The sequence below is a fragment of the Streptomyces sp. T39 genome (assembly GCF_008042045.1).
Taxonomy (GTDB): Bacteria; Actinomycetota; Actinomycetes; order Streptomycetales; family Streptomycetaceae; genus Streptomyces.
In genome coordinates this window covers 987,012-1,012,539 of record NZ_RDBP01000037.1, presented here as the reverse complement: position 1 = coordinate 1,012,539, position 25,528 = coordinate 987,012, and the positions used below count along the sequence as shown (strand labels likewise).

Here is a 25,528-nt window from a genome sequence, read left to right as displayed (position 1 = left end):
CCATCGAGCGGGTGCTCGCCGCCCACCTGCGGGCCGGCGACCGGGTCGCCGTGGAGGACCCGGGCTGGGGCAGCCTGCTGGACCTCGTCACCGCGCTCGGCTTCACGGCCGTGCCCATGGAACTCGACGACGAGGGCCCGCTCCCCGCCTACCTGGCGTCCCGCGCCTGAGCCGCACGGCACCGCCCCGGCCCGGCCCCTCCGCCGCACCGGAGGGGCAGCGGACCCCCGCGGTGCCCGCCCCGCCGCGGGGGCGCCGGCGGWCCGCCGGCGCCCCCGCGGCCGGCGTCAGGCGGTCGCCGTCGCCTTCCTGCGCACCGCGACGCCCCGGGCCTCGGCCGCGGCCAGGCCGCCCACCGCGACGAGCAGCAGCAGCGTCCCGACGACGATCGCCCCCGTGAGCTGCTCACCGAGCAGCGTGACGGCGATGGCAGCCGCGCTCACCGGCTCCAGCAGCATGATCACGGAGACGGTCGCGGCGCGGACGGCGGCAGCGCCGGCGAAGTACAGTGCGTAGGCCAGCGCGGTGGGCACCGCCGCGACATAGACCATCAGCCACACCACCCGCGCGGGCTCCGCCGTGTGCGGCAGCAGACCCTCGGCGAGAGCCATGGGCAGCAGGCCGACGGACCCGATCGCGAAGGCCCAGGCGGTCGTCGACAGCGAGTCACCGCCCTGCCCGCCCCTGCCCAGCCTGCGCGTCAGCAGGGTGATCGCCGCGTAGCCGGCGGCCGAGACGAGGGCCAGCACGACGCCGAGCGGCCGCACGGCAGCGCTCCCGCCGCCGAGGACCAGCACGGCGAGGCCCGCCAGCGCGCCGGTCACGGCGAGGATCCCGCCGCGGCCGAGGCGTTCGCCCATGGTCAGGCGCGCGCCCACCGCGATGAGCACGGGCCCGGCGCCGAGGGTGACGACGGTGCCGACCGCCAGTCCGGTCGCCTCGACGGCGGCGAAGTACGCGCTCTGGAACGCCGTCAGCCCGACACCGGTGCCGACGATGCGCAGCAGGCGCCGCCGCCGGGTCTCGGCCACCACGGGCCGGACCGTGCCCGCGGCCCTGCGGCGGCGGGCCCGGACCCCGAGCACGGCGAGCAGCAGCACGAGACCGCCGGCACAGCGCCAGAAGGAGAGGGAGAGCGGGCCGAGGTCGCTCGCCGCGAAGACGAGGGAGGCGGCCGCTCCGGCGGTGCCCCAGGCGACACCGGCGAAGATCAGATAGACGAGGCTGCGGCCGACGGGCACGCCGACGGGAGCAGCGGAGGAGTACGACACGTGGGTCTCCGGGTGAAGAACGGGTGGGTTGATCGCTCGGCTCCGGCACGCGGGCAGCGACGAACCGCTCGGGGACACCCCGAGCCCGGTCTGCGTCAGGAGAGGGCCGCCCGCGCTAGGCGGCGGGAGGCGGCAGCACGGTCGAATGCATGGGCGTCACCCTAAGGTGCCGGACGGCCCGCGGACAACTCGCCCAGGGGCTCGCCGGATTCACCGCGCCGCGCACCGCCCGCCCCACCCGCATCGCCTCCGCGGCCTTGACCGGTTCCCCAGCCGTCACCGCTCTCACCGCTCTCACCGTCTTCGCGGCTTCCACGGCTGTCACCGTCTTCACGGCTTCCACGGCTGTCACCGCCCTCCGCACCTCCGGCGACCGGCCCGGACGGCGCCTTCGGCGCCTGGGACTGGGCGATGAACGCCCCCGCAAGCACCACGGCGCCGCCGAGGATCTGGGGCGCGGACAGGTGCTCCCCGAGCAGCACCCAGGCCAGCACGGTCGCCACGACCGCCTCCAGGCACGCCACCACCCCGGCCACCTGGGGCGAGAGCCTGCGCACCGAGACCACGCCGGTGACGTAGGCGGCCACCGTGGCGATCAGCACGATCCAGGCGATGAGCAGCGCGGCGGGCACCTCGCCGCCGTTCATGCCCGCGTCCCCGGCGAGCAGCGACCAGTCCATGGACCAGGGCCGTGCGACGAGGGTGAGCACGGCGGTGCCGACGAGGAGGCCGTAGGCGATCACGCCCAGCGGCTCGGGCGCGTCGTCACCGCCGCCGCCCTGGTCGGACAGGACGAAGTAGCCCACCTGGCAGCAGGCCGCGCCCAGCGCGAGCAGCAGCCCGAGGGCGTCGAAGCGCAGACCGGCCCAGACCTCGACGACGCAGGCGAGTCCGGCGACGGCGAGGACGACACCGAGCGCGGCGGCACGGGTGACCGGCCGGCGCTGCACGAAGCGGACCCAGCCGAGGACGAGCGCGGGCGCCAGGTACTCGACGAGGAGCGCGACGCCGACCGGGATGCGGGAGATCGCGGCGAAGTAGCACGCCTGGACACCGGCGACGGCGAGGAGTCCGAAGCCGGCGAGCAGCGCGGGCCTGCGGCGCACGAGGTCCCGGTGGCGCCAGGCCAGGGGGAGCATGACGAGCGCGGCGCCGGCGACGCGGAGCCACACCACGTGCAGCGGGTCCAGGCCCGCCTCGATCAGCGGCTTGGCCGCCACCCCCGACCCACCGAATGCGAGCGCCGACACCAGGGCGAGCCCCAGTCCGGCGCTTCTTCCCGAAGAGGCGTGCATCGGGCCATGATGTCAGCGCACGACAGGAGCGTCACCTCTGTGACGCATGTCGAGACGATTCCGCGACCCGCGCCGCCAGCTGTGCCGTGTCGACGCCCGCCCGGCGCAGCACCTCCACCGCCCGGCAGTCCGGATCCGCGGCGATGCAGGCGAGGACGTCGAGGCAACCGGCGCGCGGATCGCCCCGCATCCCCGCTCTGACCAGCGCTCCGCGCATGGCGCCGGACGCGGAGGGCGACCAGCCCGCCTCGCCGCGGCCGCTCCCCCGCACAGCGCCGGAGTCCTCCACCGACCCCTGCCAGCGCAGCCCGTAGCCGATGCTGCGCTGCACGAGGTACCCGAGCACCCGGGCCACCTGCGGCCCGTCGCCGACCGTGTCACGGACGTCGGGGCCGGCCTCCAGGAGCGAGTGCAGCAGATGGGCGGTGTCGATCTGCCGGTCCCCGTCGCGCAGCGCTCTGCGGCGCGCGCCGGCCACCACCGCGCCGAGCTCGGCGGTGAGCTCGGCGTCGGCACCGGCACGGCCGGGAGCGGGCTGACGCGGGACGCGCGGGGCGGAGTGGTGCACGTGTCCCACCCCATCAGACGTCGGGGGGCGAAGCGTCCTCGCGAGGGAGCATCCGCACATCCGACGCAGGGTGGGCACGGGCGGGCGGCGCCTCCTCCCTGCGGATGACACCGGGGCGCAGGCCCCCGGGCGGCCGCCCCCGCACCGGCGTGCGACAGGGGCCCCGCATCGTGCGGGGCCCCTGTCGGCGGCCGCGGTTCAGTGCTCGTCGGCGAGGATCAGGTAGAGCTTCTTGCGCGCCTCGTTGATGACGGCGACCGCCTTCTGACGCTGCTCGGCGCTGCCGGTCTTCCAGACCTGGCCGAAGGCCTCCATCAGCCCGAAGCCCGCCTGCCGGATCTCGTTGACCGTCTCCCAGTCGACACCGCGGCCCGCTTCCTCCCACGGGGCCTCCGGGCCGGACCCGGCCTCGGTGCGGCCGGTGTCGGTGAGCGTGAACAGCTTCTTGCCACCCTCGCTGGCGCTGACGATCAGCCCCTCGTCCTCCAGCAGCTGGAGGGTCGGGTAGACGGAGCCGGGGCTGGGCTTCCAGGCCCCGCCGCTGCGCTCGCCGATCTCCTGGATCATCTCGTAGCCGTGCATCGGCCGGTCCTTCAGCAGAGCGAGGATCGAGGCCCGCACATCGCCGCGCCGCGCCCTCCCCCGGCCTCCGCCGCGGCCGCGGCCGCCCCCGAAGGGCCCGCCGAACGGCGGCCCGAAGGGGCCGAACGCGGCTCGCCTGCCCTCCCACTCGCCACCGCCGTGGTGCCCGGGACCGCAGTGGCCGCGGCCCGGACCGAAGGCGCGGCCCTGACCGGATGCCGGTCCCTGTCCTGGTGAACGCATCGCGCACTCCTTCCATCGTTCGTACTGTCGCGATGCGTCAACGATATATCGGAACCGATCGGACGACAAGGCCCGACCGGTCCATCGATCCCGGATTGGCCTTGGCCCGTGTCCCGGGCAGGCCGCTAGCGTCCGGCGCATGCGCATCCGAATCGTCGACGCCTTCACCGACCGCCCCTTCGCCGGCAACCCGGCCGGGGTCCTGCTGCTCGACTCCGCCGGCTTCCCCGACGACGCATGGCTCCAGCAGGTGGCCGCCGAGGTGAACCTGTCGGAGACGGCCTTCGCCCATCCCCTGCCGCCCGGCGGCGACGCCGACTTCGCACTGCGCTGGTTCACCCCGGCCACCGAGGTCGACATGTGCGGGCACGCCACCCTCGCCACGGCCCATGTCCTGCACGGCACGGGCGCCGCAGACGGCACCGTGCGCTTCGCCGCGCGCTGCGGGATCCTGTCCGCCACCGCCCACGACGACGGCATCACGCTCGACTTCCCGACCTCGCCGCTGGTCCCGGTCACGGCGCCCGGCGCACTCGCCGACGCCCTCGGCGCCCGGATCGTCTCGGCCCACGACACCGGTGAGCACATCGGCGACCTGCTGGTCGAGCTCGACGACGAGCGCACGGTGCGCGCCCTGGAGCCCGACACGGCAGCCCTGGCCGCCCACTCGGAACGCGGCATCATCGCCACCGCCCCGGCCGAGGACCCCGCATCCCCCTACGACTTCGTCTCGCGCTGCTTCTTCCCCCGGGTCGGCATCGACGAGGACCCGGTCACCGGGAGCGCCCACACCGCGCTCGCGCCGTTCTGGTCCGCCCGGCTCGGACGCACGGAGCTGACCGGCCTCCAGGCATCCGCCCGCGGCGGTCTCGTCCGCACGGCGGTGCGCGGGGAACGCACCCTGCTGACCGGCCGGGCCGTCACCGTCATCGACGGCGAACTGCTGACCTCCCCCTGAACACACCGCGGGGGCGTACGGACACCTCCCGTACGCCCCCGCGGCCCGGTTTCACGGCGTGGGCAGCCAGTCCACCTTCCCGGCCAGCAGTCCGTAGCCCACGAAGGCCACGATGTCGAGGAGCGCGTGCGCCGCGACCAGCGGGCCGACCCGCCCCCAGCGCCGGTAGAGCAGGACGAAGACGACGCCCATCACCATGTTGCCGAGGAATCCGCCGATGCCCTGGTAGAGGTGGTAGGAGCCGCGCAGCACCGAGCTGGCGACGAGCGCGGCCGTCGGCGTCCAGCCCAGCTGGTCCAGCCTGCGCAGCAGATAGCCCACCACGATCACCTCCTCCACCACGGAGTTCTGCACCGCGGAGAGGATGAGCACGGGGTACTTCCACCACACGTCCGGCAGGTTCTCCGGCACCACGGTGAGGTTGAACCCCGCCGCCCGCACCACGAGGTAGAAGGCCAGCCCCGCGCTGCCGATGCCGGCGGCGACCAGCGTGCCGCGTCCGAGGTCCGACCACGGGCGGCGCAGGTCGAAGCCGATCGCGCCGAGTCCGGCCCGTTCCCTGATCAGCAGGTGGGCGACGAGTGCCACGGGCACGAGCGCGGTGGCGATCCCGAACAGCTGCCAGGCGAGATCGAGCCACGGCCGCCCCGGCGCGTAGGAACCGTTGAGCGTGGCCGCCTGGTCCGCGAGGCCCCCGGGTCTGGTCAGCGATCCGATGAAACTGATCAAGGCCGAGACGGCACTGGCGCCCAGGGACAGTGCCAGGACGAGCACCGTCTCGGACCGCAAGATCTTTCGCGGCAGCCTCTCCTGGGGAAGAGATTCAGCCACTCCTCCGGCCTCTGCCTGCACACCTGCCTCCACTTCGGTATTCGGCTCTCATCCCCGACCGCACCCCGCTAGGGTCTCGAAAACAGGTGCGAAGATCGCGTGCGACAGGCCGGGGACTCACGTCATCGCGACGGCGCGAGTCCCTTTCTCGTTCCTCGATTCCCTGCACATCGCACAAGGAGGGGCACCACCGCATGGGACGTCACAGCTTGCCCGACGCCGGTGGGGCGGACGACAGCAGGTCCCGTCCCCGGGTGCGCCGGCGGACGGTGGCGGTCGCCTCCGCGCTGGTCCTCGCGATCGTGGCGGGCACGGGCCTGGCCGCCCGGACGGACCTGTTCTCCTTCGCGGACTCGTGCGCCGAGACGGCCGTGCGCATCGACCTCGCCGCCTCCCCCGACATCGCCCCCGTCGTGCGCGAGGCGGCCGACCGGGCCCGCGACGAGGGCGTCCGCTCCGACGGGCAGTGCATGGACGTCCGCGTCGTGGCGCGGCACAACCACGAGGTGGCGGAGCTGCTCTCCACCGGCTCCAACAGCCCGGACTACGAGGTGTGGCTGCCGGACTCGACGGTCTGGGCCGACCGTGTGCAGACCACCGGCGACGGCGTCCCGCTCACCCCCGCCGGCAACGTCGCGTCGTCACCCGTGACGCTCGCCGCCGTGCCGTCGGCCGCCGCGGGGCTCGGCTGGCCGGCCAGGACGTACACCTGGGCCGGGCTCACCGCGGCCGCGACCTCGTCGGAGCGGCTGCGGCTCGGATCCGGCGACCCTGCACTCAGTGCCACCGGGCTGCTCGCCCTCACCAGCGTGGCGCGCTCGGCACAGCGTTCCGGCGGTGCGTCGGACACCACCGTGGCGGCCACCGCGAAGGCGCTGTCGCAGCGGGTGTCGGACACCGACACCGCGGCGGCCGCGACGCTGGCGCGCGCCGATTCGGGCGAGGCGGCCGGCGACCCGGACCGCAACCAGGCCGTCTTCCTGTCCGAGCAGGCGGCCCACGCCTACAACAGGGGAACGGGCGAGGGCATACCCGACCTCCGGCTCTTCTACCCCTCCGACGGTGCGCCGGCCCTGGACTACCCGTACGAACTCGTCGACGACACCACGCTCAGCACCGACGAGAGCCGGGCGGCCACCCGCTTCATGGCCCTGCTGGCGGAACCCTCCTCGCGCCGGTCGCTGACCGGCGCCGGCTTCAGGGCCCCGGACCAGGAGGTCCCCGAGTCCCTGGTCAGGGCCGCCGGCGGGCGGGAGCCGCAACCGTTCACCGGCCGGGACGACGCCCCGGGCACCCTGCCGCCCGACGTCCTCCAGCAGACCCTCGGCATGTGGACGATCACCGTGCAGAGCGCCCGGCTCACCACCGTCGTCGACGTCTCCGGTTCCATGCAGACCCCGGTGCCGGGCCGGGGCATGCAGTCCAGGCTCGACGTCACCCGCCGGACCCTGCAACAGGCCCTGACCGGCTTCACGCCCGAGGACGAGATCGGCCTGTGGGAGTTCGCCACCGGCCTGGACGGCACACGGGACTACCGCGAACTGGTGCCGACCGGCCCACTGGGCCCCGCCGGTCCGAAGGGCACCCGGCGCGACCGGCTCACCCGGGCGTTCGAGGACCTGTCGGCGGTGCCCAACGGCGCGACCGGGCTGTACGACACCACGCTGGCGGTGTACCGGAAGGCGCAGGACACCTATGTGAAGGACAAGTTCAACGCCCTGGTCGTCCTCACGGACGGCTCCAACCAGGACCGGTTCAGCATCACCCGCAGCGCCCTGATCGCCGAACTCAAGACACTGAGCGACCCCGCCACCCCGGTGCCCCTCATCGCGATCGCCATCGGGCCCGACGCCGACCTCGACGAACTCGTGGAGATCGCCGAGGCCACGGGCGGAACCGGCTACCAGGTCAGCGACCCCGCGGAGATCGAGGCGGTCATTCTCAAGGCGATCATGGCCGTGGGCCAGAAGGCCCGCGCACCGCAGGAGTGACGGCCACGGCCCCCGCCCCTCACCCGCCGGTACAGCGAACTGATGAGGGAGGGCCGTCCGGTGCACACCTGGGAGGTGGGCTTCCCCGGCACGGCCTCCAGTGCCCGGTGGAAGGTGTCCGACTGCCAGGAGGCGCCGTTGGTCCGGCGCCGGCAGCGCTCCTCGATGATCCCGAGGTACAGATCACGGTCGGCCGGCTCGATGTTCCACGCGTCGAGCCCGGCCGCGGCGAGCGGCAGCAGCTCGTCGCGGACGAGCTTGACGACGGGGACCCTGGTGACCCCTCCGCGCCCCGGACGCGGCCACTCCAGCTCGGCGTCGATGCCGTACCGGCAGGCCGTGTCGAAGTTGCGGTGCGCCGCCTCGAAGGGCAGCCGGGACCACACCGGCCGGGCTTCCTCGGCCAGCGCGCGGACCAGACCGTAGTAGAAGGCGGCGTTGGCGATCACGTCGGCCACGGTGGGCCCGGCGGGCAGCACCCGGTTCTCGACCCGCAGATGGGGCACCCCGTCGACGACCCCGTAGACCGGGCGGTTCCACCGGTAGACGGTCCCGTTGTGCAGCACGAGCTCCTGGAGTCCCGGGACCCCGCCGTCGTCCAGGACCCGCAGCGGGTCCTCGTCGTCGCAGATGGGCAGCAGCGGGGGGAAGTAGCGCAGGTTCTCCTCGAAGAGGTCGTACGCGGAGTCCACCCAGCGCTCGCCGAACCAGGTCCGCGGGCGCACGCCCTGCGCCTGGAGTTCGGGCGGGCGGGTGTCGGTGGCCTGCTCGAACAGCGGCGGCCGCGACTCGCGCCACAGCTCCTTGCCGAACAGGAAGGGAGAGTTGGCGCCGACCGCGACCTGGACGGCCGCCACCGCCTGCGCCGCGTTCCACACGTCGGCGAAGCGGGCCGGGGTCACCTGGAGGTGCAGCTGGACGGAGGTGCAGGCGGATTCGGGGGCGATCGACGACGAGGTGCAGCTCAGCCTCTCCACCCCTGTTATGTCGAGGGTGAAGTCCTCGCCCCGCGCGGCCACGATCTGATCGTTGAGAAGGGTGTAGCGGTCGACGTCGGAGAGGTTCGCGGAAGTGAGGTCCTGCTCGCCCAGTGTCGGCAGGATTCCGATCATCACGATCCCGGAGCCCGCCTCCGATGCCTTGCGTTCGGCATATCCGAGGCCGGTGCGCAGCTCCTCGGCGAGCTGATCGAGAACGTGTCCGTCGAGCCGGTGCGGAGCGATGTTCACTTCCAGATTGAACATTCCGAGCTCGGTCTGGAAATCACTGCTGGCGATGCGTGAGAGTACTTCCGCATTCACCATCCTCGGCATGCCGTCGGCTCCTGCGAGATTCAGCTCGATCTCCAGGCCCATGAGATTCCGTGGCCGGTCGAACCTCTTCTCCGCCAGCAGTCTCGCCAGTCCCGCCAGGCACTGCTGCAGCTTGCGCCGGTACCGCTGCCGATCGGACAGGTCGAATCCGCCCGCCACGACCTTCTCCCCCATCGAAGCGTCCCTCCTCGACTGGGCATCCCACGAGGCGTGGGCCGCTCGTGTCTCGGACGATAATGCCCAGACTCTTTGATCCGTAACGTCCCCGGAGCAGGTCCTGTGCGGATAGGCTGGAGTCAGTACCCAGGAGGCACAGTCCCGCGGCACATTCCGGAGCGTGTTGCCCGGGTCGTTTTCACCCTCGGCACGTGGCGCACAACACGGGCGGGATTCGGCCTACCACGCCACGGAGAACTCCGCAGGCCATCCCCGGCAGGTGACGCTTCACCCCGGGAAATGAGGGCGTTCACAGGACCGGTATTCGCCTTGCGGGAAATGCGTGCGACGGCTAGCGGAAACACCGTGTGAACACGCGTCGTATAAACTCCGCTGACGGGCCGACAGTCGGCGCCCGGCGGTCTTCCGGCCCCGCGCGGCCCCCATGCCGACAGCGCCGTCCGCACCTCCCCGCATCACCGTGTCTCCTGAGTGAGAGGCGACCCACCATGCCGCTGCATGTCCTTTCGGCCCCCGCGCCCGCCCTGCGCAGCGTTCTCGCAGCACTCGGCTCTCCCACGGCAGTCCGTGAGGCTCCGACCCCCGCTCTGCGGTCCGTCCAGGGACCGCTGAGCCCCGAACTCCCGCTCCCGGTCCATGTCCTCGACCGGGTCGTCCCGAGCGACGGCGTCCCCGTCACCCGGCTCGCCGGGTGGAGATTCCTGATCCGCGGCGGCGACGGGATCGTCGCCGCCGCGGACACGGTGGCGACCGCCGACGGATGGGCCTTCTCGCACTTCTTCGAGGGGCCCTATCTGGCGTCGACGGAACTGGCGCTGCGCCAGGCCGAGTCCACGGGCGCGCACGGCCAGCCCCGGCTCCTGTCCGTGCCGGAGCTCTACATGCTGACGCTGTGGCTGCACGCGGACACCGACGCCGATCCCGCCGCGGGGATCCTCCACCCCGCCGACGTCCTGGTGCCGCTGGCGCCGGCGCCTCCCGGGATCGCGGCCCATCTGCCGCGCCGGGCGGCCGATCTGCTGCCCCTGCTGACCCTGCGTCTCGCACCATCGGCGCCCTCGCTGCTCGACTCGCCGGCCGCCTGAGTCACCCGCGCCGTACGCCCCGCGACCGCCCGGTCGCGGGGCGTACTGGTGTCCGGGCGACCCCCCGAAGTGACTAGCCCCTAATGACCACTCCCAACCCCCCGAAAGGACGGCGTGGTCGGGCTGAACCGTCCTCGTGAGTGACGCGTCATCAATCAGTAGGAAGAGCTGCTGTGAAATCCCTGCGGAACGACCTCCGCGGGGGAACACTGGAACCGGACCGACAGATACGGGGGGCGGCCATGAACACCTCATCGAGCCGCGGAACACTCACCACAACGCAGCGAAAGAACCCATCCATGTGCCAGCACGAGCCACAGTGTCCGACAGCCGACTCCGCCGACCGTGAGGCGGCCCGCCTGGTGGCCCACCACCCGGAACAGGGCTGGAGCCTTCTGTGCAACGGGGTGCTTCTCTTCGAGGACACGGGTGAACTGCTGCCCGACGGCCAGATCATCGCACCGCGACGGCCGCTCGAAGCGGGTCACGTGGTGGCGGCGGCCTAGCACCTCGGTACGAGAAGGGGCCGGCCCGGAGACGAGTCTCCGCACCGGCCCCGACGCATGTCCCCCGGCCACGGGCCGGGGCGTCCGTCAGCCCTCGTACTCGTCCAGCGGGGGGCAGGAGCAGACCAGGTTGCGGTCGCCGAAGGCGCCGTCGATACGGCGGACCGGCGGCCAGTACTTGTCCGCGGCGCTGACACCGGCCGGGAAGACCGCGACGTCGCGGCTGTAGGCGTGGTCCCAGTCGCCGCCCAGCGCGGCAGCCGTGTGGGGCGCGTTGCGCAGCGGGTTGTCCTCGGCGGGCCACTCGCCCGACGCGACCTTCTCGATCTCCGCGCGGATCGCGATCATCGTGTCGCAGAAGCGGTCGAGCTCGCCCAGGTCCTCGCTCTCGGTCGGCTCGATCATGAGGGTGCCGGCCACCGGGAACGACATCGTCGGCGCGTGGAAGCCGTAGTCGATGAGCCGCTTGGCGATGTCGTCGACGCTGACGCCGGTCGCCTTCGACAGCGGCCGCAGGTCGACGATGCACTCGTGCGCGACCAGCCCTGCGGGACCGGTGTAGAGCACCGGGTAGTGCGGTTCGAGGCGCTTGGCGATGTAGTTGGCGGCCAGCACGGCGACCTGGGTGGCGCGCTTGAGCCCCTCGCCGCCCATCAGGCGCACGTATGCCCAGGAGATCGGCAGGATGCCCGCGGAGCCCCAGGGGGCGGCGGAGATCGGGCCCACGCCCGTCTCGGGACCGGCGGTCGGCTGGAGCGGGTGGTTGGGCAGGTACGGGGCGAGGTGCGCCCGGACCCCGACCGGGCCGACGCCCGGGCCGCCGCCGCCGTGCGGGATGCAGAACGTCTTGTGGAGGTTCAGGTGCGAGACGTCGCCGCCGAACCGTCCCGGCTTCGCCAGGCCCACCAGCGCGTTGAGGTTGGCGCCGTCCACGTACACCTGGCCGCCCGCGTCGTGCACCTGCGCGCAGATGTCGGCGACGTGCTCCTCGAACACACCGTGGGTGGACGGGTAGGTGATCATCAGCACCGAGAGCTCGTCGCGGTACTGCTCGATCCTGGCCCGCAGGTCCTCCACGTCGATCTCGCCGTCGTCGGCGGTCTTGACGACGACGACCTTCATCCCCGCCATCACCGCGCTGGCGGCGTTGGTGCCGTGCGCCGACGAGGGGATCAGGCAGACGGTGCGCCGGTCGTCGCCGTTCGCGCGGTGGTAGGCACGCACGGCGAGCAGGCCCGCCAGCTCGCCCTGGGAGCCGGCGTTCGGCTGGATGGAGACCTTGTCGTAGCCGGTGACCTCGGCGAGACGCTCCTCCAGCTCGGTGATGAGCGTCAGATAGCCCTGCGCCTGCTCCACCGGGGCGAAGGGGTGGATCTGGCCGAACTCCGGCCAGGTGACCGGCTCCATCTCGGTGGTGGCGTTCAGCTTCATCGTGCAGGAGCCGAGCGGGATCATGCCGCGGTCCAGCGCGTAGTCCCGGTCGGCGAGGCGGCGCAGGTAGCGCAGCATCGCGGTCTCGGAACGGTGCTGGTGGAAGACGGGGTGGGTCAGGTAGTCGTCGGTGCGCCGCAGCCCGGAGGGCAGCGCGTCGGCGCCCGCCGCGTCCAGCGCACCGGCGTCGGCGGTCACGCCGAAGGCGGCCCACACGGCGGCGAGCTGGTCCCGGCCGGTGGTCTCGTCGCAGGCGGCGGAGACGTGGTCGGCGTCGACGAGGCGCAGGTTGACGCCGCCCTCGCGGGCCGCGGCGACCACGTCGGCCGCCCGGCCCGGCACCCGCGCGGTCACGGTGTCGAAGAAGGAGTCGTGGACGACCTCCACTCCGCCGGCGCGCAGGCCGTCGGCGAGGACGGCGGCGTAGCGGTGGGTGCGCTCGGCGATGGCCCGCAGGCCGTCGGGGCCGTGGTAGACCGCGTACATGCCGGCCATCACGGCGAGCAGCACCTGGGCGGTGCAGATGTTGCTGGTGGCCTTCTCCCGGCGGATGTGCTGCTCGCGGGTCTGCAGCGCGAGGCGGTACGCCTTGTTGCCGTCGGCGTCGACCGAGACGCCGACCAGTCGGCCGGGCAGGCTGCGGGCGAACTTCTCGCGCACCGCCATGTAACCGGCGTGCGGGCCGCCGAATCCCATCGGGACACCGAAGCGCTGGGTGGTGCCGACGGCGATGTCGGCGCCCAGCTCGCCCGGCGAGGTGAGCAGGGTGAGCGCCAGCAGATCGGCGGCGACGGTGACGATCGCCCCGAGCTCGTGGGCCTGCTCGACGACGGGCCGCAGATCGCGGACGGCGCCGGAGGCACCCGGGTACTGGAGCAGCACGCCGAAGACACCGCGCTCGGCGATCTCGGCGGGGATTCCCCCGGAGAGATCGGCGACGACGACCTCGACACCGGTCGGCTCGGCGCGGGTCTCGATGACGGCGACCGTCTGCGGGAGGGTGTCGGCGTCCACGAGGAAGACGCCGTTCTTGACCTTGCCGACCCGGCGCGCGAGGGACATGGCCTCGGCCGCGGCCGTGCCCTCGTCCAGCAGCGAGGCGCCGGAGGTGGGGAGCCCGGCGAGGTCGGCCACGACGGTCTGGAAGTTCAGCAGCGCCTCCAGCCGGCCCTGCGAGATCTCCGGCTGGTACGGCGTGTACGCGGTGTACCAGGCCGGGTTCTCCATGACGTTGCGGAGGATGACCGGGGGCGTGAAGGTGCCGTGGTAGCCCAGGCCGATCATGGGCGCGAGCACCTGGTTGCGGTCGGCGAGGCCGCGCAGCTCGGCGAGGACGTCGGCCTCGGTGCGCGCCTCGGGCAGATCGAGGGCCTCCGTGCTCCTGATCACGTCCGGCACGGCCGCCGCGGTGAGTTCGTCGAGGGAGCCGTAGCCCACCTGGGCGAGCATCTTGGCCTGGTCGGCGGCATCGGGGCCGATGTGGCGGCGTTCGAAGGGGATGCCCCGCTCCAGCTCGGACAGCGGAGTGCGGTTGGCGGTCATGTGGGAGGCCTCCTGGTCTTGTACGACCTGCGAGGGGCATCATGGCGCGGATGCCCGGACGGCCTCCCCCTCTGTCATCTCAACCTGAGAGTTTCACCGGGGCGTCACAGGGAGCGCACCGGCTTTCACCGTCGGTGAGAGCGGATGCCGTCCGACGCCCGCTCTGCTTTCCAGAGTGACCTCGTCCGTGCGGTACAGGGGCCTGAGAGATTCCGGGGAGGATTTGCTCCTTCGGCGCCGCCGGCGGAATTCCGCCGGTGGACTCTCCCGCACGGGGTCAGCAGCCGCTTGCCAGGGTACCAGCGTGTCCGGGCCGGTCCCCCGAGTGGCCGACACCTCTGTTGTGCCCTTTTGTAGTGACAGGAGCAGTTGCGACCTGTTGGAGGGACCGTGCAGACCGACATCGATCCGCGCAGCCTGATCGGCCGCAAGGCGTTCGACCGCAGCGGCCACAAGATCGGGACCGTCGACGAGGTGTACCTCGACGACGCGACCGGCGTCCCCGAATGGGCGGCCGTCCGCACGGGACTCTTCAGCCGGGACGCCTTCGTCCCCCTCGAACCGAGCGAGATCGTCGACAACGCGCTCCACGTGCCGTACGAGCGCGGCCTGATCAAGGACGCCCCGGACTTCGGCGTCGGCCGCCATCTCTCCCCCGAGCAGGAGCTCCAGCTCTACCACCACTACGGGCTGGACCTCGCGTCCCCGCCCCCGCCGGCCCAGACGTCCGGGGACACGTCCTTCGGCCGCATAGCCGGCCAGGAGGACTGACCCCGCCGCCGCGGGCGCGTACCCCTCAGTCGCGTCCCGCGGGGAGCGCCGCGCCCCCCGCCTGCTCCGCGTCCCCGGGCGCCGCCCCGACGAGGGGCAGCGGGTCCGACGGCTGGAGATCCTCGTCGTCCACGCGGAAGGTGCGCACCCGCCCGGGCTCCGAGCCGGGCACCTCGAAGCGCACGGTCACCCGGCCGACGCCGCTGCCCTGCACCCAGCCGGGGCCGTGCACGGTGTGCCGCACGTCCTGGCCGGCGGACCAGTGCCGCTCGGGCGGCGGCTGGGGTCCGTCCGGGAGGGCGCCCGGCTCCGCGGCCGGGGCCTGTGCCTCCGTGCGCGGGGGCACCGGCCCCTCGTCGGCGGGCGGGGCGTCGGGCGGCTCCGCGAGCACGGCGGCGGCCTGGGCGAACAGGTCCTCCTGGGTGTAGTCGGCCAGCCCGGTGACTCCGACGCCCAGCAGCCGGACACCTCCGGTGGTGTCCACCGACTCCAGCAGCCGGCCGGCCGCCTCCCGCACCACGGCCGGGTCGTCGGTGGGCCCGCGCAGCGTCTCCGACCTGGTCAGCGTGGAGAAGTCGTACCGGCGGACCTTCAGCACGATGGTGCGCCCGGAGTGGCCGCCGGCCCGCAGACGCTGCACGCACCGCTCGGCGAGCCGGTCGACCTCCGTGCGCACCCGCACCCGGTCGTGCAGGTCGACGTCGAAGGTGTCCTCGACGGAGACGGACTTGGCGTCCCGCTCGGCCACCACCGGCCGGTCGTCGTGGCCGCGCGCCATCCGGAAGAGGGCCGCGCCGTGGGCCCTGCCCAGCAGGCGCACGAGTTCGTCCTCGCCGGCCTCGGCGAGGTCGGCCACCGTGGTCATCCCGGCCCGCCGCAGGTGCTCCCCGGTCGCCGGGCCCACCCCGGGCAGGGTGCGGACGGTCAGGGGGGCGAGCAGTTCCCGTTCGGTGCCGGGCTCGATGAGGACGAGGCCGTCCGGTTTGGCCTGCTCGGAGGCGATCTTCGCCAGCATCTTGGACCCCGCGAGCCCCACGGAGCCCGTCAGCCCGGTCGCCGCCCGGATGTCGGCCCGCAGCCGCTCACCGGTGGCCCGAGCGGTCGCGGCGTCGTGGGCGGTGCCGCCGGCTTCGAGATCGACGAAGGCCTCGTCCAGGCTGAGCGGCTCCACCAGCGGCGACAGCCGGCCCAGCAGCTCCATGACCCGCTCGCTGACCGACCGGTAGAGGGAGAAGCGGGGCACCAGGTACGCGGCGTTCGGCGCGAGCCGCCGGGCCTGGGCCATCGGCATCGCCGAGTGCACTCCGAAACGCCGCGCCTCGTACGAGGCGGTGGCCACCACACCCCGCGGCCCGAGCCCGCCGACGACGACCGCCTTGCCGCGCAGCGACGGCTTCGCCGCCTGCTCGGCAGCGGCGTAGAAGGCATCCATGTCCAGATGCAGGATCGTCGGCGCGGATCTCACACCACCGATGCTGCCTCACACCACCGACAACGGCCCCGCGCCCGGGGCCGTTGTCGGACCGTCCGCGGCGGGACGGGGCCGGTCAGACCGCCCGGTCGCGCCGGCGCCTGGCCAGTTCGTCGGCCGGATTGTTCCCGATCAGGGTCTCGCCGGTGTCCACCCGCTCGCCGTGCAGCTGGGACAGCGCGGCCTCCACGTCCCGCCACACCACGCCCACGGCGATCCCGAAGATCCCCTGGCCGCCCTGGAGCAGGCCGACCACCTCGTCGGGGGACGAGCACTCGTAGACGGTGGCGCCGTCGCTCATGAGCGTCATGCGCTCCAGGTCCTCGAAACCGCGGGCCCGCAGATGCTGGACCGCTGCGCGGATGTTCTGGAGCGCGACACCCGTGTCCAGGAACCGCTTGACGATCTTGAGCACCACCACGTCGCGGAAGCTGTACAGCCGCTGGGTGCCCGAACCGTAGGCCGCCCGCACGCTCGGCTCGACGAGCCCGGTGCGCGCCCAGTAGTCGAGCTGCCGATAGGTGATGCCCGCCGCCGCACACGCCGTGGGACCGCGGTAACCGATGGTGTCGGGTGAGGGGTCGGCCGCGCCGTCGTGCAGCGGATACGGCCCGCCTTCCACCGGAATTCCGGGGCCGCCCCCAGCCGTACTGTCGCCGCTGCTTCTCACGCCGACCTCCGTCCTTGACCTGCCACCTCGAAGGTAGGGAGTCGCCGGGGGTGCGTCAACGATCGCCACACTCGGCACGCCGAGTGATAATCACCCTGAGAGTGGTTTCTCGTGCCCCGATTGCGGGAAAGGCTACTCGAATGTGCCGCAGGCGGCGGCCGCTCACCCCGGGCGGACAGGTGTTACCGGGAGTCACCTCACGGAGCGTCGACCAGGAACCGTCTCCCGGTCACCGGCGGTCGCGGCGTCACTGGTTGCTGCTGCCGAAGTCCTCGGGCGAGATCTGGTCGAGGAACTCGCGGAACTTCTCCACCTCGTCCTCCTGCTCGTCGGGGATCGCGATCCCGGCATCGTCCAGCACACCGTCGCTGCCGTAGATCGGCGTGCCGGTGCGCAGGGCGAGCGCTATGGCGTCGGAGGGCCTGGCACTGACCTCGACCCCGCTGGCGAAGACCAGCTCCGCATAGAAGACGCCCTCACGGAGATCCGTGATCCGGACCTCGGTGAGCTCCTGGCCGACCGCCTCCAGGACGTCCTTGAAGAGGTCGTGCGTCAGCGGCCTCGCAGGAGCCATCCCCTGCTGCGCGAAGGCGATCGCGGTCGCCTCCCCGGGGCCGATCCAGATGGGGAGGTACCGGTCGCCTCCCACTTCACGCAGGAGAACGATCGGCTGGTTCGAGGGCATTTCGACCCGGACACCCACAACGTCGAGCTCGTTCACACAGCAACCCTAGGACGTGCGCGCCGGGTTTGGGTAGTCGGGCTGGGCCAAGATCAGGTCAGCCTGACCCCGAGGGCGCTCTGCACCAGCGCCGTGTGGAGCCGCACGGACAGGTCGGCGAGCTCCTTGGTGGTGGCCTCGGCATGTGCCCTGGTCTGCGGATTGCGGTGCCGGCGCAGGGGTGCGACGACCTGCTCGACGAGCCCCGCGTCCCGCTCGGCCGAGGCCTTCATCGCCCGCAGATGCCGGGGCTCGAGTCCGAAACGCCCGAGATCCGTGACGAGCCGGGCGACGGTGACCGCCTCGGGGTCGTAGCCGCCGCTGCCGTCGGCCGCGAGCAGGCCGTACGACTCCCACTCGGCGAGATCCTCCTCGGTGACCTCCGCGGCCGCCAGCAGCTCGGCCCGGCCGATCCGGCGGACCGTGGGGCGGTCGTACGCCGCCTCTCCCGCGCCGTCCGCGCCATCGCCCTGCGCGCCCTGGGCGGGCAGCTGGATCTGCTCCCCGCGCTCCAGGGCGTCGAGCTGCTCGCGGATGACCTTGAGCGGCAGATAGTGGTCGCGCTGCATCCGCAGCACGAGAGCGAGCCGCTCCACGTCCTGCGGCGTGAACTTGCGGTACCCCGACGGGGACCGCATGGGCTCCACGAGCCCCTCGGCCTCCAGGAAACGGATCTTGGAGATCGTCACCTCGGGGAACTCGTCCCGCAGCCGGGTGAGCACCGTACCGATGCTCATCGGCCGTTCGCCCTGAGCGGCGGTGCCGTGACCGGCACCGCCCGTGGGTGTGCGCAGCATGTGCCTTCCCTGGGTGCTCCCCCGGACGCAGTCCGGGGGAGGCTCAGATGCCCCGCTGGCTCGCGTAGAAGACCAGCCGGTACTTGCCGATCTGGACCTCGTCGCCGTTCGACAGGACGACCGAGTCGATCCGCTCACGGTTGACGTAGGTGCCGTTGAGGCTGCCGACGTCGGCGACGGTGAAGCTGCTGTCCCCGCCGCGGCGGAACTCCACATGGCGGCGCGACACGGTCACGTCGTCCAGGAAGATGTCGCTCTGGGGGTGGCGGCCCGCCGTGGTCAGCTCGCCGTCGAGGAGGAAGCGGCTGCCCGAGTTGGGGCCGCGACGCACCACGAGGAGGGCCGACCCGAGCGGCAGCGCGTCGACGGCGGCCTGGGCCTCCGGCGACAGCGACGGGAGCGCGGTCTGCCCCGTCACCTCGGAGTCGTACGCCTCGATCCCGGAGATCGAGATGGTCGACGTCGTCTCGGAGGCCCGCTCGGCGGGCGCCCCGCCGCGCAGCGGCGCACCGCAGTTGGAGCAGAACCGGGCGGCATCGGGGTTCCGGTGGCCGCACCTCGTACACACCGGCGAGCCGGCCATGGACGGATCCTCCTGCCGCGGCTGTCCCGCGTGGGGATTGGTCGCGTACGGGTCCTGGGCAAACCCTCCACCCGCACTTGATGGTTCCCCGAAACCTATGCGTCCGGCACCGGCAGGGTCAACAGACGACGCGCCCGTTCCGCCCGAATTGTCGCCGCCGGCGATCTCGTCGCGGAACAGCGGGCGCTCCCCGCCCTGATCCTCGCTCTGGCCGTGACGCGGCGCGCGGTGACGGGCGTTGCCGTCCTCGCGTGCGCTCTTGCCGAACAACTTCCCAAACAACTTCACGGGCGTTTCCCCTTGACCGAAATAGACCCGCCCGTGGGGCAGGACGAACCCTGAACGAACACACCTGCCGCCCCGGACATTCTCACAACGTCCGTGACCACCTGACAGTTTCCACCACGCGCCACCGATTCGGCGCGTCGCCCCCCTGCAATCATCTGCCCTGGGCCGGCAGCCCCCATGTCCCCCCGATTCACTGCGATGACGACCGAGCGTAGTCAGGCCGCTCCGCCGGTCGCAAGGCGTCGACGACGATCTTCTCCGGACGCACCACGGTGGCCGTGGCCTGCTCCTTCTCCAGCGTCTGGACGACTCCGCCCGGGATGTTGAGCGCCGGCTCCAGATCCTGGGGCTTGCCGATCACCTCGAACGTGTACGGGGCGCTGATCCCCCTGCCGTCCACCTCCACGTCCCCGGCGGTGCCGGAGAAGTACGAATTGGCCACCACGCGCGCGCCGTTGACCTGGATCGCCTCGGCGCCGGCCGCCCGCAGCTCCTGGATCGCGTCGAGCAGCATGTCGGGCTCCACGGTCCCCGAAGGGTCGGCGATGGTGAGCGTGACCCCCGGGCCCTGCGCGGCGACCGTCCCGGCCAGGATCCCCAGCTGCTGCTCCTTCTGGAGCGTCTGCTTGCGGGCCTCCTCCGCCTGGTCCGAGCTGTTCTCCAGCTCGGTGCGCTGCTCCTCCAGGCGCTGCTTCTCGTCCTGGAGGCGCTGGGTGCGGTTGTCGAGCTCGTCGAGGATCCGCACGAGGTCCTCCTGACGCGCACCGCGCAGCGCGCTGTCGTCGCTGTTGGAACGGACCTGGATCGCCAGGCCGAGCCCGAGGACGAACAGCAGCACGGCGACGATCAGCTGGGCACGGGTCACCCTCGGCGGCCACAGCGCGGCCCCCAGGCGCTGCCTGCCCGACTCGCGGGCCCCTCCGTCCGCGGGGGCGTCCCCGGCGGACGGCGCGGGCGCGACGGGCGCCATCGGCGGAAGCGGTTCGCGACGCGGCTCCGGGGAGCCGCCGCGCGGCCTGTCCTCACTGTTCATGTGCGTCACGCCCGGAAGACATGGCGGCGGATGGCCGCGGCGTTCGAGAAGATCCTGATGCCCAGGACGACGACCACACCGGTCGACAACTGGGCGCCGACGCCGAGCTTGTCGCCGAGGAAGACGATCAGCGCGGCCACCACCACGTTGGACAGGAACGAGACCACGAAGACCTTGTCCACGAAGATGCCGTCCAGCATCGCCCGCAGACCGCCGAACACGGCGTCCAGCGCGGCCACCACCGCGATCGGCAGATAGGGCTCGACCACCGCCGGCACCTCGGGCCGGACCAGCAGGCCGACCACGACTCCCACGACGAGGCCCAGTACGGCGATCACGATGTGCCCTTCTCTGTCTCGGCCGCGTCCTGCCCGCCGCCCTGCGCGGCGGCGTCGGTCTCCGGCTCTGCTGTACGTACGATCAGGCTCGGAGCCGCGGGGAGCCGGACCGACTCCTCGGCCGAGATCCTCGTGCGGATGCCGAAGCTCTCCTGGAGCGCGTGCAGGTACAGCCCGTCGGCGCTGTCCTGGAAAGCAGTGCTCAGCTTGTCGCCGTCCCCCACCGCCAGCACGGTGTACGGAGGCACCAGCGGGCGGTTGTCGACCAGTATGGCGTCGCCCGCCGCACGGATCGCGGACAGGGCGGTGAGCCGCTGTCCGTTGATGGCCACCGCCTCGGCGCCCGACTCCCACAGACCGTTCACGACCCGCTGCATGTCCCGGTCGCGCACCCGCCCGGTGTCGGAGAAGCCGCTGCTCTCGCGCGGCCCGTCGCCGCCCTCGGCGGTGCCCTTCGCGTCGTCCACGACGAGCTTGACGCCCGGGCCCTCCACGGGGGTGGCACCGGCCAGCAGGCCCGTCAGGTCCCCGTGGCCGCCGCCGTCCTCGCTGAGGGCCTTGCGCTGGCGCTCCTGGACGTCGGCGCGCAGTGCCTCCACGCTGCGCTCGAGGTCGTCGACGGAGTCCGTCTGCGCCTCGACCCGGTCGATCAGCTCCGTGCGCTCCTTGGCGAGCACCGGAGCCGAGATGCGGGCCTCGGCGGCTCCCACGGTCACCACGGCGGCCGCGAGGACGAGCCCCGCGGCGAGACCCAGCCGGGCACGCAGCGTCCGCGGCAGGCCGCCGCTCTCGGCACGGCGCGCCGACGCCTCAGGCCCGTCAGGTCCCCGTGGCCGCCGCCGTCCTCGCTGAGGGCCTTGCGCTGGCGCTCCTGGACGTCGGCGCGCAGTGCCTCCACGCTGCGCTCGAGGTCGTCGACGGAGTCCGTCTGCGCCTCGACCCGGTCGATCAGCTCCGTGCGCTCCTTGGCGAGCACCGGAGCCGAGATGCGGGCCTCGGCGGCTCCCACGGTCACCACGGCGGCCGCGAGGACGAGCCCCGCGGCGAGACCCAGCCGGGCACGCAGCGTCCGCGGCAGGCCGCCGCTCTCGGCACGGCGCGCCGACGCCTCGGCGTAGCCGTCGTCGAGGCTGTGCTCCATGACGTTGGTCAGCAGCGACATGGAGGCGTCGGGGCGCACGGGCGGTGAACCGGTACTCCGAACGGGGGGCGGCTGCGACATGCCGCACATCGTCGCACGTCGCAGCCGCTACCGCCGAATGGCCCCACCGGTGCCCCCGCGACCGCGCCATGCGGCGGCAGGGGGCACCGGTGGGGGTGTCACTTCCCGGCGCTGTCCACGACCGCGGCCCACTCGTCGAGCAGGGCCTGGGCGGAGGTGTCGTCCGGGCCCTCGGCCCACAGATGGGTGACGGCCTCCGCCGGGTCGGGCAGCACCATCACCCAGCGGCCGTCGGCCTCGACGACGCGCACACCGTCGGTGGTGTCGACGTGCCGGTCCCCGGCGGCCTCCACCACGCGCCGCATCACCAGGCCCTTGACCGCCCACGGGGTCGCCACGTCCCGCTTCAGGACATGGGCGCGCGGGATCCGGGCGTCGATCTGGCTCAGCGTGAGCTGGGTCCGGGCCACCAGACCGACCAGCCGCACGAACGCGGCCGCTCCGTCGAAGACGCTGCTGAACTCCGGCACGATGAAGCCGCCGCGGCCGTCCCCGCCGAAGATCGTGGTGTCCTCCCGCGCCACCCGGGTCAGGTCGTCGGGCGACGTCGTCGTCCACTCCACCTGTGTCCCGTGGTACGCCGCGACCTGCTCGGCGATGCGGGTGGTGGTCACCGGCAGGGCCACCCGGCCGCTGCGCCGCTCGGCCGCGACCAGGTCGAGCAGGACCAGCAGCGCCCGGTCGTCCTCGATGATGCGCCCGCGCTCGTCGACCAGCGAGAACCGCTCGCCGACCGGGTCGAACCGCACGCCGAACGCCGCCCGCGCCGACGCGACGATCTCTCCGAGTCGCACCATCCCGGCACGGCGGGACTCGACGGACTCCGTCGGCCGGGACTCGTCGAGCCCCGGGTTGATCGTCAGGGCGTCCACACCGAGCCGGCCGAGCAGGCTGGGCAGGACGAGGCCGGCGCTGCCGTTCGACGCGTCGACGACGACCTTGAGCCCCGAGTCGGCGATCCCGGTGGTGTCCACGTTGCGCAGCAGCGATCCCGTGTACGAGTCGAAGACGCTCGACGGGAAGTGCAGGTCGCCGATCTCGCCCGGGAAGGCCCGGCGGTACTCCTGCCGCGCGTAGACCCGGTCGAGCTTGCGCTGGCCGCCCTGGGAGAGGTCGGCGCCGCGCGCGTCGAAGAACATGATGTCCACGGAGTCGGGCACGCCCGGCGACGTCCGGATCATGATGCCGCCCGCGCTTCCCCGGGCGGTCTGCTGGCGGGCCACCGGCAGCGGCACGTTCTCCAGGTCGCGCACATCGATCGCGCTGGCCTGGAGCGCCGAGATCACCGCCCGTTTCAGCGCCCGCGCACCACGGGAGTGGTCACGCGCCGTGGTGACCGTGGAGCCCTTCTTGAGGGTGGTGGCGTACGCGCCCGCGAGGCGGACGACCACTTCGGGGGTGATCTCCACGTTCAGGATGCCGGTGACGCCCCTCGCCCCGAACAGGTGCGCCTGCCCCCGCGACTCCCAGATGACGGACGTGTTGACGAACGCGCCGGCCTCGATGGTCTTGAACGGGTACACCCGCACATTGCCCTGGACGATCGATTCTTCGCCGATCAGGCACTCGTCGCCGATCACCGCGCCGTCCTCGATGCGGGCGGCGCGCATGATGTCGGTGTTCTTGCCGACCACACAGCCCCGGAGGTTGCTCTGCTGGCCGACGTAGACGTTGTCGTGGATGACGGCCTTGTGCAGGAACGCGCCCGACTTCACGACGACGTTGGATCCGACGACGGTGTGTTCCCGGATCTCGACGCCGGCCTCGACCTTCGCGTAGTCGCCGATGTACAGCGGTCCGCGCAGCACGGCGTCGGGATGCACCTCGGCTCCCTCGGCGACCCACACTCCGGGGGAGATCTCGAAACCGTCGAGTTCGACGTCCACCTTGCGTTCGAGGACGTCGGCCTGGGCCTTCACGTAGCTCTCGTGGGTGCCCACGTCCTCCCAGTAGCCCTCGGCGACGTAGCCGAAGATGGGCTTGCCTTCCTTCATGAGCTGAGGGAAGACGTCACCGGACCAGTCGACGGGGACGTCGGCCTCGACGTAGTCGAAGACCTCGGGCTCCATCACGTAGATGCCGGTGTTGACGGTGTCGGAGAAGACCTGGCCCCAGGTCGGCTTCTCCAGGAAACGCTCGACCTTGCCTTCCTCGTCGACGATCGTGATGCCGAATTCCAGCGGGTTCGGCACCCGGGTGAGGCAGACCGTGACGAGAGCGCCCTTCTCCTTGTGGAAGGAGATCAGGTCGGTCAGGTCGAAATCCGTGAGGGCGTCACCGGAGATGACGAGAAAGGCGTCGTCCTTCAGCGCCTCCTCTGCGTTCTTCACGCTTCCCGCGGTACCGAGCGGCTTCTCCTCGTTGGCATAGGTGAGCTCCATCCCGAGCTCTTCGCCGTCACCGAAGTAGTTCTTGACCAGTGACGCGAGGAACTGCACGGTGACCACGGTCTCGGTGAGCCCGTGCCGTTTGAGCAGCCGCAGCACATGCTCCATGATGGGCCGGTTGGCCACCGGCAGGAGCGGCTTGGGCATGCTCGAGGTCATGGGGCGAAGTCTGGTTCCTTCGCCACCAGCCATCACGACGGCCTTCATGTCGGAAGCGTCCTCCTTGAGAGATGACGGTCAGCCGACGTCGCCCGCTCGATGAGACCCGATGGTGGTTTCCGCGGCCGGCCACACTGCTCGGCTACGCATAGGCGGGGTCAATCGGCCACTGCGTCCGCCTTGACGAGGCGGCGGACCTGGACCACATAGAGGATCCCTGCCCACCAATACAGTGTTGTACCCCATCCGGCGAATGCCCATCCGAAAATCGCTGCCAGTGACGCAAGCCACCCCGTCCCGTCACTCAGGAGCAGCAAGGGGAAGGCATACATCAGGTTGAAGGTGGCGGCCTTGCCGAGGAAGTTCACCTGGGGCGGCGGATAGCCGTGCCGCCGGAGGATTCCCACCATCACCAGCAGCATCGCTTCACGGGCGAGGAGTGCCAGGGTCAGCCAGAGGGGCAGGATCTCCCGCCAGGTCAGTCCGACCAGCGTCGACAGGATGTACAGCCGGTCCGCGGCGGGGTCGAGGATTCGGCCCAGGCTGCTGATCTGGTTCCAGCGCCGGGCGAGCTTGCCGTCGAGATAGTCGCTGACACCGCTGAGCATCAGGACGAGCAGGGCCCAGCCGTCGGCCTTGGGCCCGCCGAACTCGGGAAGAAGGATCAGCCACAGGAAGAGCGGGACGCCGACCAGGCGTGCCATGCTGAGAATGTTCGGGATGGTGAGTACCCGGTCCGTCTGAACGCGGGTCTCCTGGACCTCCACCCGGGGGCCTCCTGTGGGAACGTGCCAACGATGCCCCCTGACCTTACCCGCCTGAGGAGACCGCTCGGTCACAGGGGGCCCGCCCGGAAGTGCCTGCTCCGTCGCCGCTATGCCGGCCGCCTTCCCAGGGCGGTCGCGTTCCTTGGCCTCGTCGAGCGCCCTGTCGTTCCGTCCAGCCCCGGAAATGACTCAACCCCCGGACGGAGTCCGGGGGTTGAGTTCACGATGAGTTCGGCGGCGTCCTACTCTCCCACAGGGTCCCCCCTGCAGTACCATCGGCGCTGAAAGGCTTAGCTTCCGGGTTCGGAATGTAACCGGGCGTTTCCCTAACGCTATGACCACCGAAACACTATGAAGATGTCGAACTACCAGCCAGCAAAAGGCGAGTTCGTTACTTCAGAACTAACACAGTGGACGCGAGCAACTGAGGACAAGCCCTCGGCCTATTAGTACCGGTCAACTCCACCAGTTACCTGGCTTCCATATCCGGCCTATCAACCCAGTCGTCTACTGGGAGCCTTACCCTCT

The 25,528-nt window shown here is 71.9% G+C and carries 22 protein-coding genes, 1 rRNA gene, 2 pseudogenes, 1 riboswitch and 1 other annotated feature (1 of these 27 running past the window's edge); of the genes and pseudogenes, 6 read left to right on the top strand and 19 right to left on the bottom strand.

All coding sequences use genetic code 11. From position 1 onward, the window contains the following. Window positions 1-146, top strand: a pseudogene (locus tag EAO77_RS40430) (GntR family transcriptional regulator); the annotation flags it as partial. 141 nt (window positions 147-287) lie between these two features. On the opposite strand, the gene EAO77_RS27105 reads toward EAO77_RS40430, so the two are convergent. The 4 genes from EAO77_RS27105 to EAO77_RS27090 form a co-directional block, all read right to left on the bottom strand. Further along, the gene (locus tag EAO77_RS27105) at window positions 288-1,271 is read right to left on the bottom strand and encodes a DMT family transporter (protein ID WP_147990873.1); all 984 of its coding nucleotides are present in this window, start codon (window positions 1,269-1,271) and stop codon (window positions 288-290) included. A gap of 161 nt (window positions 1,272-1,432) precedes the next feature. Continuing rightward, window positions 1,433-2,566 carry an EamA family transporter gene (locus tag EAO77_RS27100; protein WP_147990872.1) on the bottom strand — a complete coding sequence of 378 codons (1,134 nt, stop codon included), beginning with the start codon at window positions 2,564-2,566 and terminating at the stop codon, window positions 1,433-1,435. A gap of 31 nt (window positions 2,567-2,597) precedes the next feature. Further along, window positions 2,598-3,134, bottom strand: a complete 537-nt coding sequence (locus tag EAO77_RS27095) for a Clp protease N-terminal domain-containing protein (protein WP_261994150.1) — start codon at window positions 3,132-3,134, stop codon at window positions 2,598-2,600. A 198-nt stretch (window positions 3,135-3,332) separates the two neighbouring features. Continuing rightward, on the bottom strand, window positions 3,333-3,959 hold the full coding sequence (locus tag EAO77_RS27090) for a PadR family transcriptional regulator (protein ID WP_147990871.1): 627 nt from the start codon (window positions 3,957-3,959) through the stop codon (window positions 3,333-3,335). A gap of 139 nt (window positions 3,960-4,098) precedes the next feature. On the opposite strand from EAO77_RS27090, the gene EAO77_RS27085 reads away from it, so the two are divergent. Beyond that, the gene (locus tag EAO77_RS27085; protein ID WP_147990870.1) at window positions 4,099-4,917 is read left to right on the top strand and encodes a PhzF family phenazine biosynthesis protein; all 819 of its coding nucleotides are present in this window, start codon (window positions 4,099-4,101) and stop codon (window positions 4,915-4,917) included. A 51-nt stretch (window positions 4,918-4,968) separates the two neighbouring features. On the opposite strand, the gene EAO77_RS27080 is transcribed toward EAO77_RS27085, so the two are convergent. Further along, window positions 4,969-5,748 (bottom strand): CPBP family intramembrane glutamic endopeptidase, encoded by a 780-nt coding sequence (locus tag EAO77_RS27080; RefSeq protein ID WP_187283413.1) that lies wholly within the window; start codon window positions 5,746-5,748, stop codon window positions 4,969-4,971. A gap of 194 nt (window positions 5,749-5,942) precedes the next feature. On the opposite strand from EAO77_RS27080, the gene EAO77_RS27075 reads away from it, so the two are divergent. Further along, window positions 5,943-7,739, top strand: coding sequence for a substrate-binding domain-containing protein (locus EAO77_RS27075; protein WP_147990868.1), 1,797 nt, complete (start codon window positions 5,943-5,945; stop codon window positions 7,737-7,739). Here EAO77_RS27075 and EAO77_RS27070 read toward each other — a convergent pair. Next, window positions 7,649-9,226 (bottom strand): glutamate-cysteine ligase family protein, encoded by a 1,578-nt coding sequence (locus EAO77_RS27070; protein ID WP_147990867.1) that lies wholly within the window; start codon window positions 9,224-9,226, stop codon window positions 7,649-7,651. The two genes, EAO77_RS27075 and EAO77_RS27070, sit on opposite strands and share 91 nt — an antisense overlap. A 491-nt stretch (window positions 9,227-9,717) precedes the next feature. Here EAO77_RS27070 and EAO77_RS27065 point away from each other — a divergent pair, with 491 nt between their 5' ends. After that, a complete protein-coding gene (locus tag EAO77_RS27065) occupies window positions 9,718-10,314 on the top strand; it encodes a hypothetical protein (RefSeq protein WP_147990866.1) in 597 nt (198 codons plus the stop codon). A 299-nt stretch (window positions 10,315-10,613) separates the two neighbouring features. Beyond that, entirely contained in the window at window positions 10,614-10,820 is a 207-nt protein-coding gene (locus EAO77_RS27060) for a DUF5999 family protein (RefSeq protein ID WP_147990865.1), read from the top strand. Window positions 10,821-10,907: 87 nt separating this feature from the next. Here the strand turns inward: EAO77_RS27060 and gcvP are convergent, their stop codons facing one another. After that, window positions 10,908-13,793, bottom strand: coding sequence for an aminomethyl-transferring glycine dehydrogenase (gene gcvP / locus EAO77_RS27055; RefSeq protein ID WP_147990864.1), 2,886 nt, complete (start codon window positions 13,791-13,793; stop codon window positions 10,908-10,910). Between the two features lie 180 nt (window positions 13,794-13,973). Next, window positions 13,974-14,073: riboswitch (glycine riboswitch) on the bottom strand. A 110-nt stretch (window positions 14,074-14,183) separates the two neighbouring features. Between gcvP and EAO77_RS27050 the strand changes: the two genes are divergently transcribed. Beyond that, the gene (locus tag EAO77_RS27050; RefSeq protein ID WP_147990863.1) at window positions 14,184-14,564 is read left to right on the top strand and encodes a PRC-barrel domain-containing protein; all 381 of its coding nucleotides are present in this window, start codon (window positions 14,184-14,186) and stop codon (window positions 14,562-14,564) included. A gap of 25 nt (window positions 14,565-14,589) precedes the next feature. Here EAO77_RS27050 and EAO77_RS27045 read toward each other — a convergent pair whose 3' ends face one another. From EAO77_RS27045 to rrf, 12 genes and pseudogenes are all read right to left on the bottom strand, one after another. Next, entirely contained in the window at window positions 14,590-16,029 is a 1,440-nt protein-coding gene (locus tag EAO77_RS27045) for a DNA polymerase IV (RefSeq protein ID WP_147990862.1), read from the bottom strand. A gap of 82 nt (window positions 16,030-16,111) precedes the next feature. Further along, on the bottom strand, window positions 16,112-16,657 hold the full coding sequence (locus tag EAO77_RS27040) for a MerR family transcriptional regulator (RefSeq protein ID WP_147990861.1): 546 nt from the start codon (window positions 16,655-16,657) through the stop codon (window positions 16,112-16,114). 295 nt (window positions 16,658-16,952) lie between these two features. After that, on the bottom strand, window positions 16,953-17,426 hold the full coding sequence (locus tag EAO77_RS27035) for a bifunctional nuclease family protein (protein ID WP_109294339.1): 474 nt from the start codon (window positions 17,424-17,426) through the stop codon (window positions 16,953-16,955). Window positions 17,427-17,479: 53 nt separating this feature from the next. Continuing rightward, window positions 17,480-18,223, bottom strand: coding sequence for a MerR family transcriptional regulator (locus EAO77_RS27030; protein WP_147990860.1), 744 nt, complete (start codon window positions 18,221-18,223; stop codon window positions 17,480-17,482). A gap of 43 nt (window positions 18,224-18,266) precedes the next feature. Next, entirely contained in the window at window positions 18,267-19,223 is a 957-nt protein-coding gene (locus EAO77_RS27025) for an FHA domain-containing protein (RefSeq protein ID WP_147990859.1), read from the bottom strand. Window positions 19,224-19,284: 61 nt separating this feature from the next. Continuing rightward, window positions 19,285-20,127, bottom strand: coding sequence for a DUF881 domain-containing protein (locus tag EAO77_RS27020; protein ID WP_147990858.1), 843 nt, complete (start codon window positions 20,125-20,127; stop codon window positions 19,285-19,287). 5 nt (window positions 20,128-20,132) lie between these two features. Then, entirely contained in the window at window positions 20,133-20,465 is a 333-nt protein-coding gene (locus tag EAO77_RS27015; protein WP_003970459.1) for a small basic family protein, read from the bottom strand. Next, window positions 20,462-21,277 (bottom strand): annotated as a pseudogene (locus EAO77_RS27010) (DUF881 domain-containing protein); the annotation flags it as partial. The gene EAO77_RS27015 and the pseudogene EAO77_RS27010, both read right to left, overlap by 4 nt. After that, window positions 21,178-21,687: a hypothetical protein gene (locus EAO77_RS27005; protein WP_261994170.1), complete on the bottom strand. Its 510-nt coding sequence runs from the start codon at window positions 21,685-21,687 to the stop codon at window positions 21,178-21,180. The gene EAO77_RS27005 and the pseudogene EAO77_RS27010, both read right to left, overlap by 100 nt. A 98-nt stretch (window positions 21,688-21,785) precedes the next feature. Beyond that, complete coding sequence (locus EAO77_RS27000) at window positions 21,786-24,281, bottom strand: mannose-1-phosphate guanyltransferase (protein ID WP_147990857.1); 2,496 nt, start codon at window positions 24,279-24,281, stop codon at window positions 21,786-21,788. 110 nt (window positions 24,282-24,391) lie between these two features. Continuing rightward, window positions 24,392-25,000, bottom strand: a complete 609-nt coding sequence (locus EAO77_RS26995) for a CDP-alcohol phosphatidyltransferase family protein (protein WP_147990856.1) — start codon at window positions 24,998-25,000, stop codon at window positions 24,392-24,394. A 229-nt stretch (window positions 25,001-25,229) separates the two neighbouring features. Then, a 5S ribosomal RNA gene (rrf, locus tag EAO77_RS26990) occupies window positions 25,230-25,346 on the bottom strand. A gap of 80 nt (window positions 25,347-25,426) precedes the next feature. Further along, window positions 25,427-25,528, bottom strand: a sequence feature (23S ribosomal RNA rRNA prediction is too short) (it continues 1,048 nt past the right edge of the window).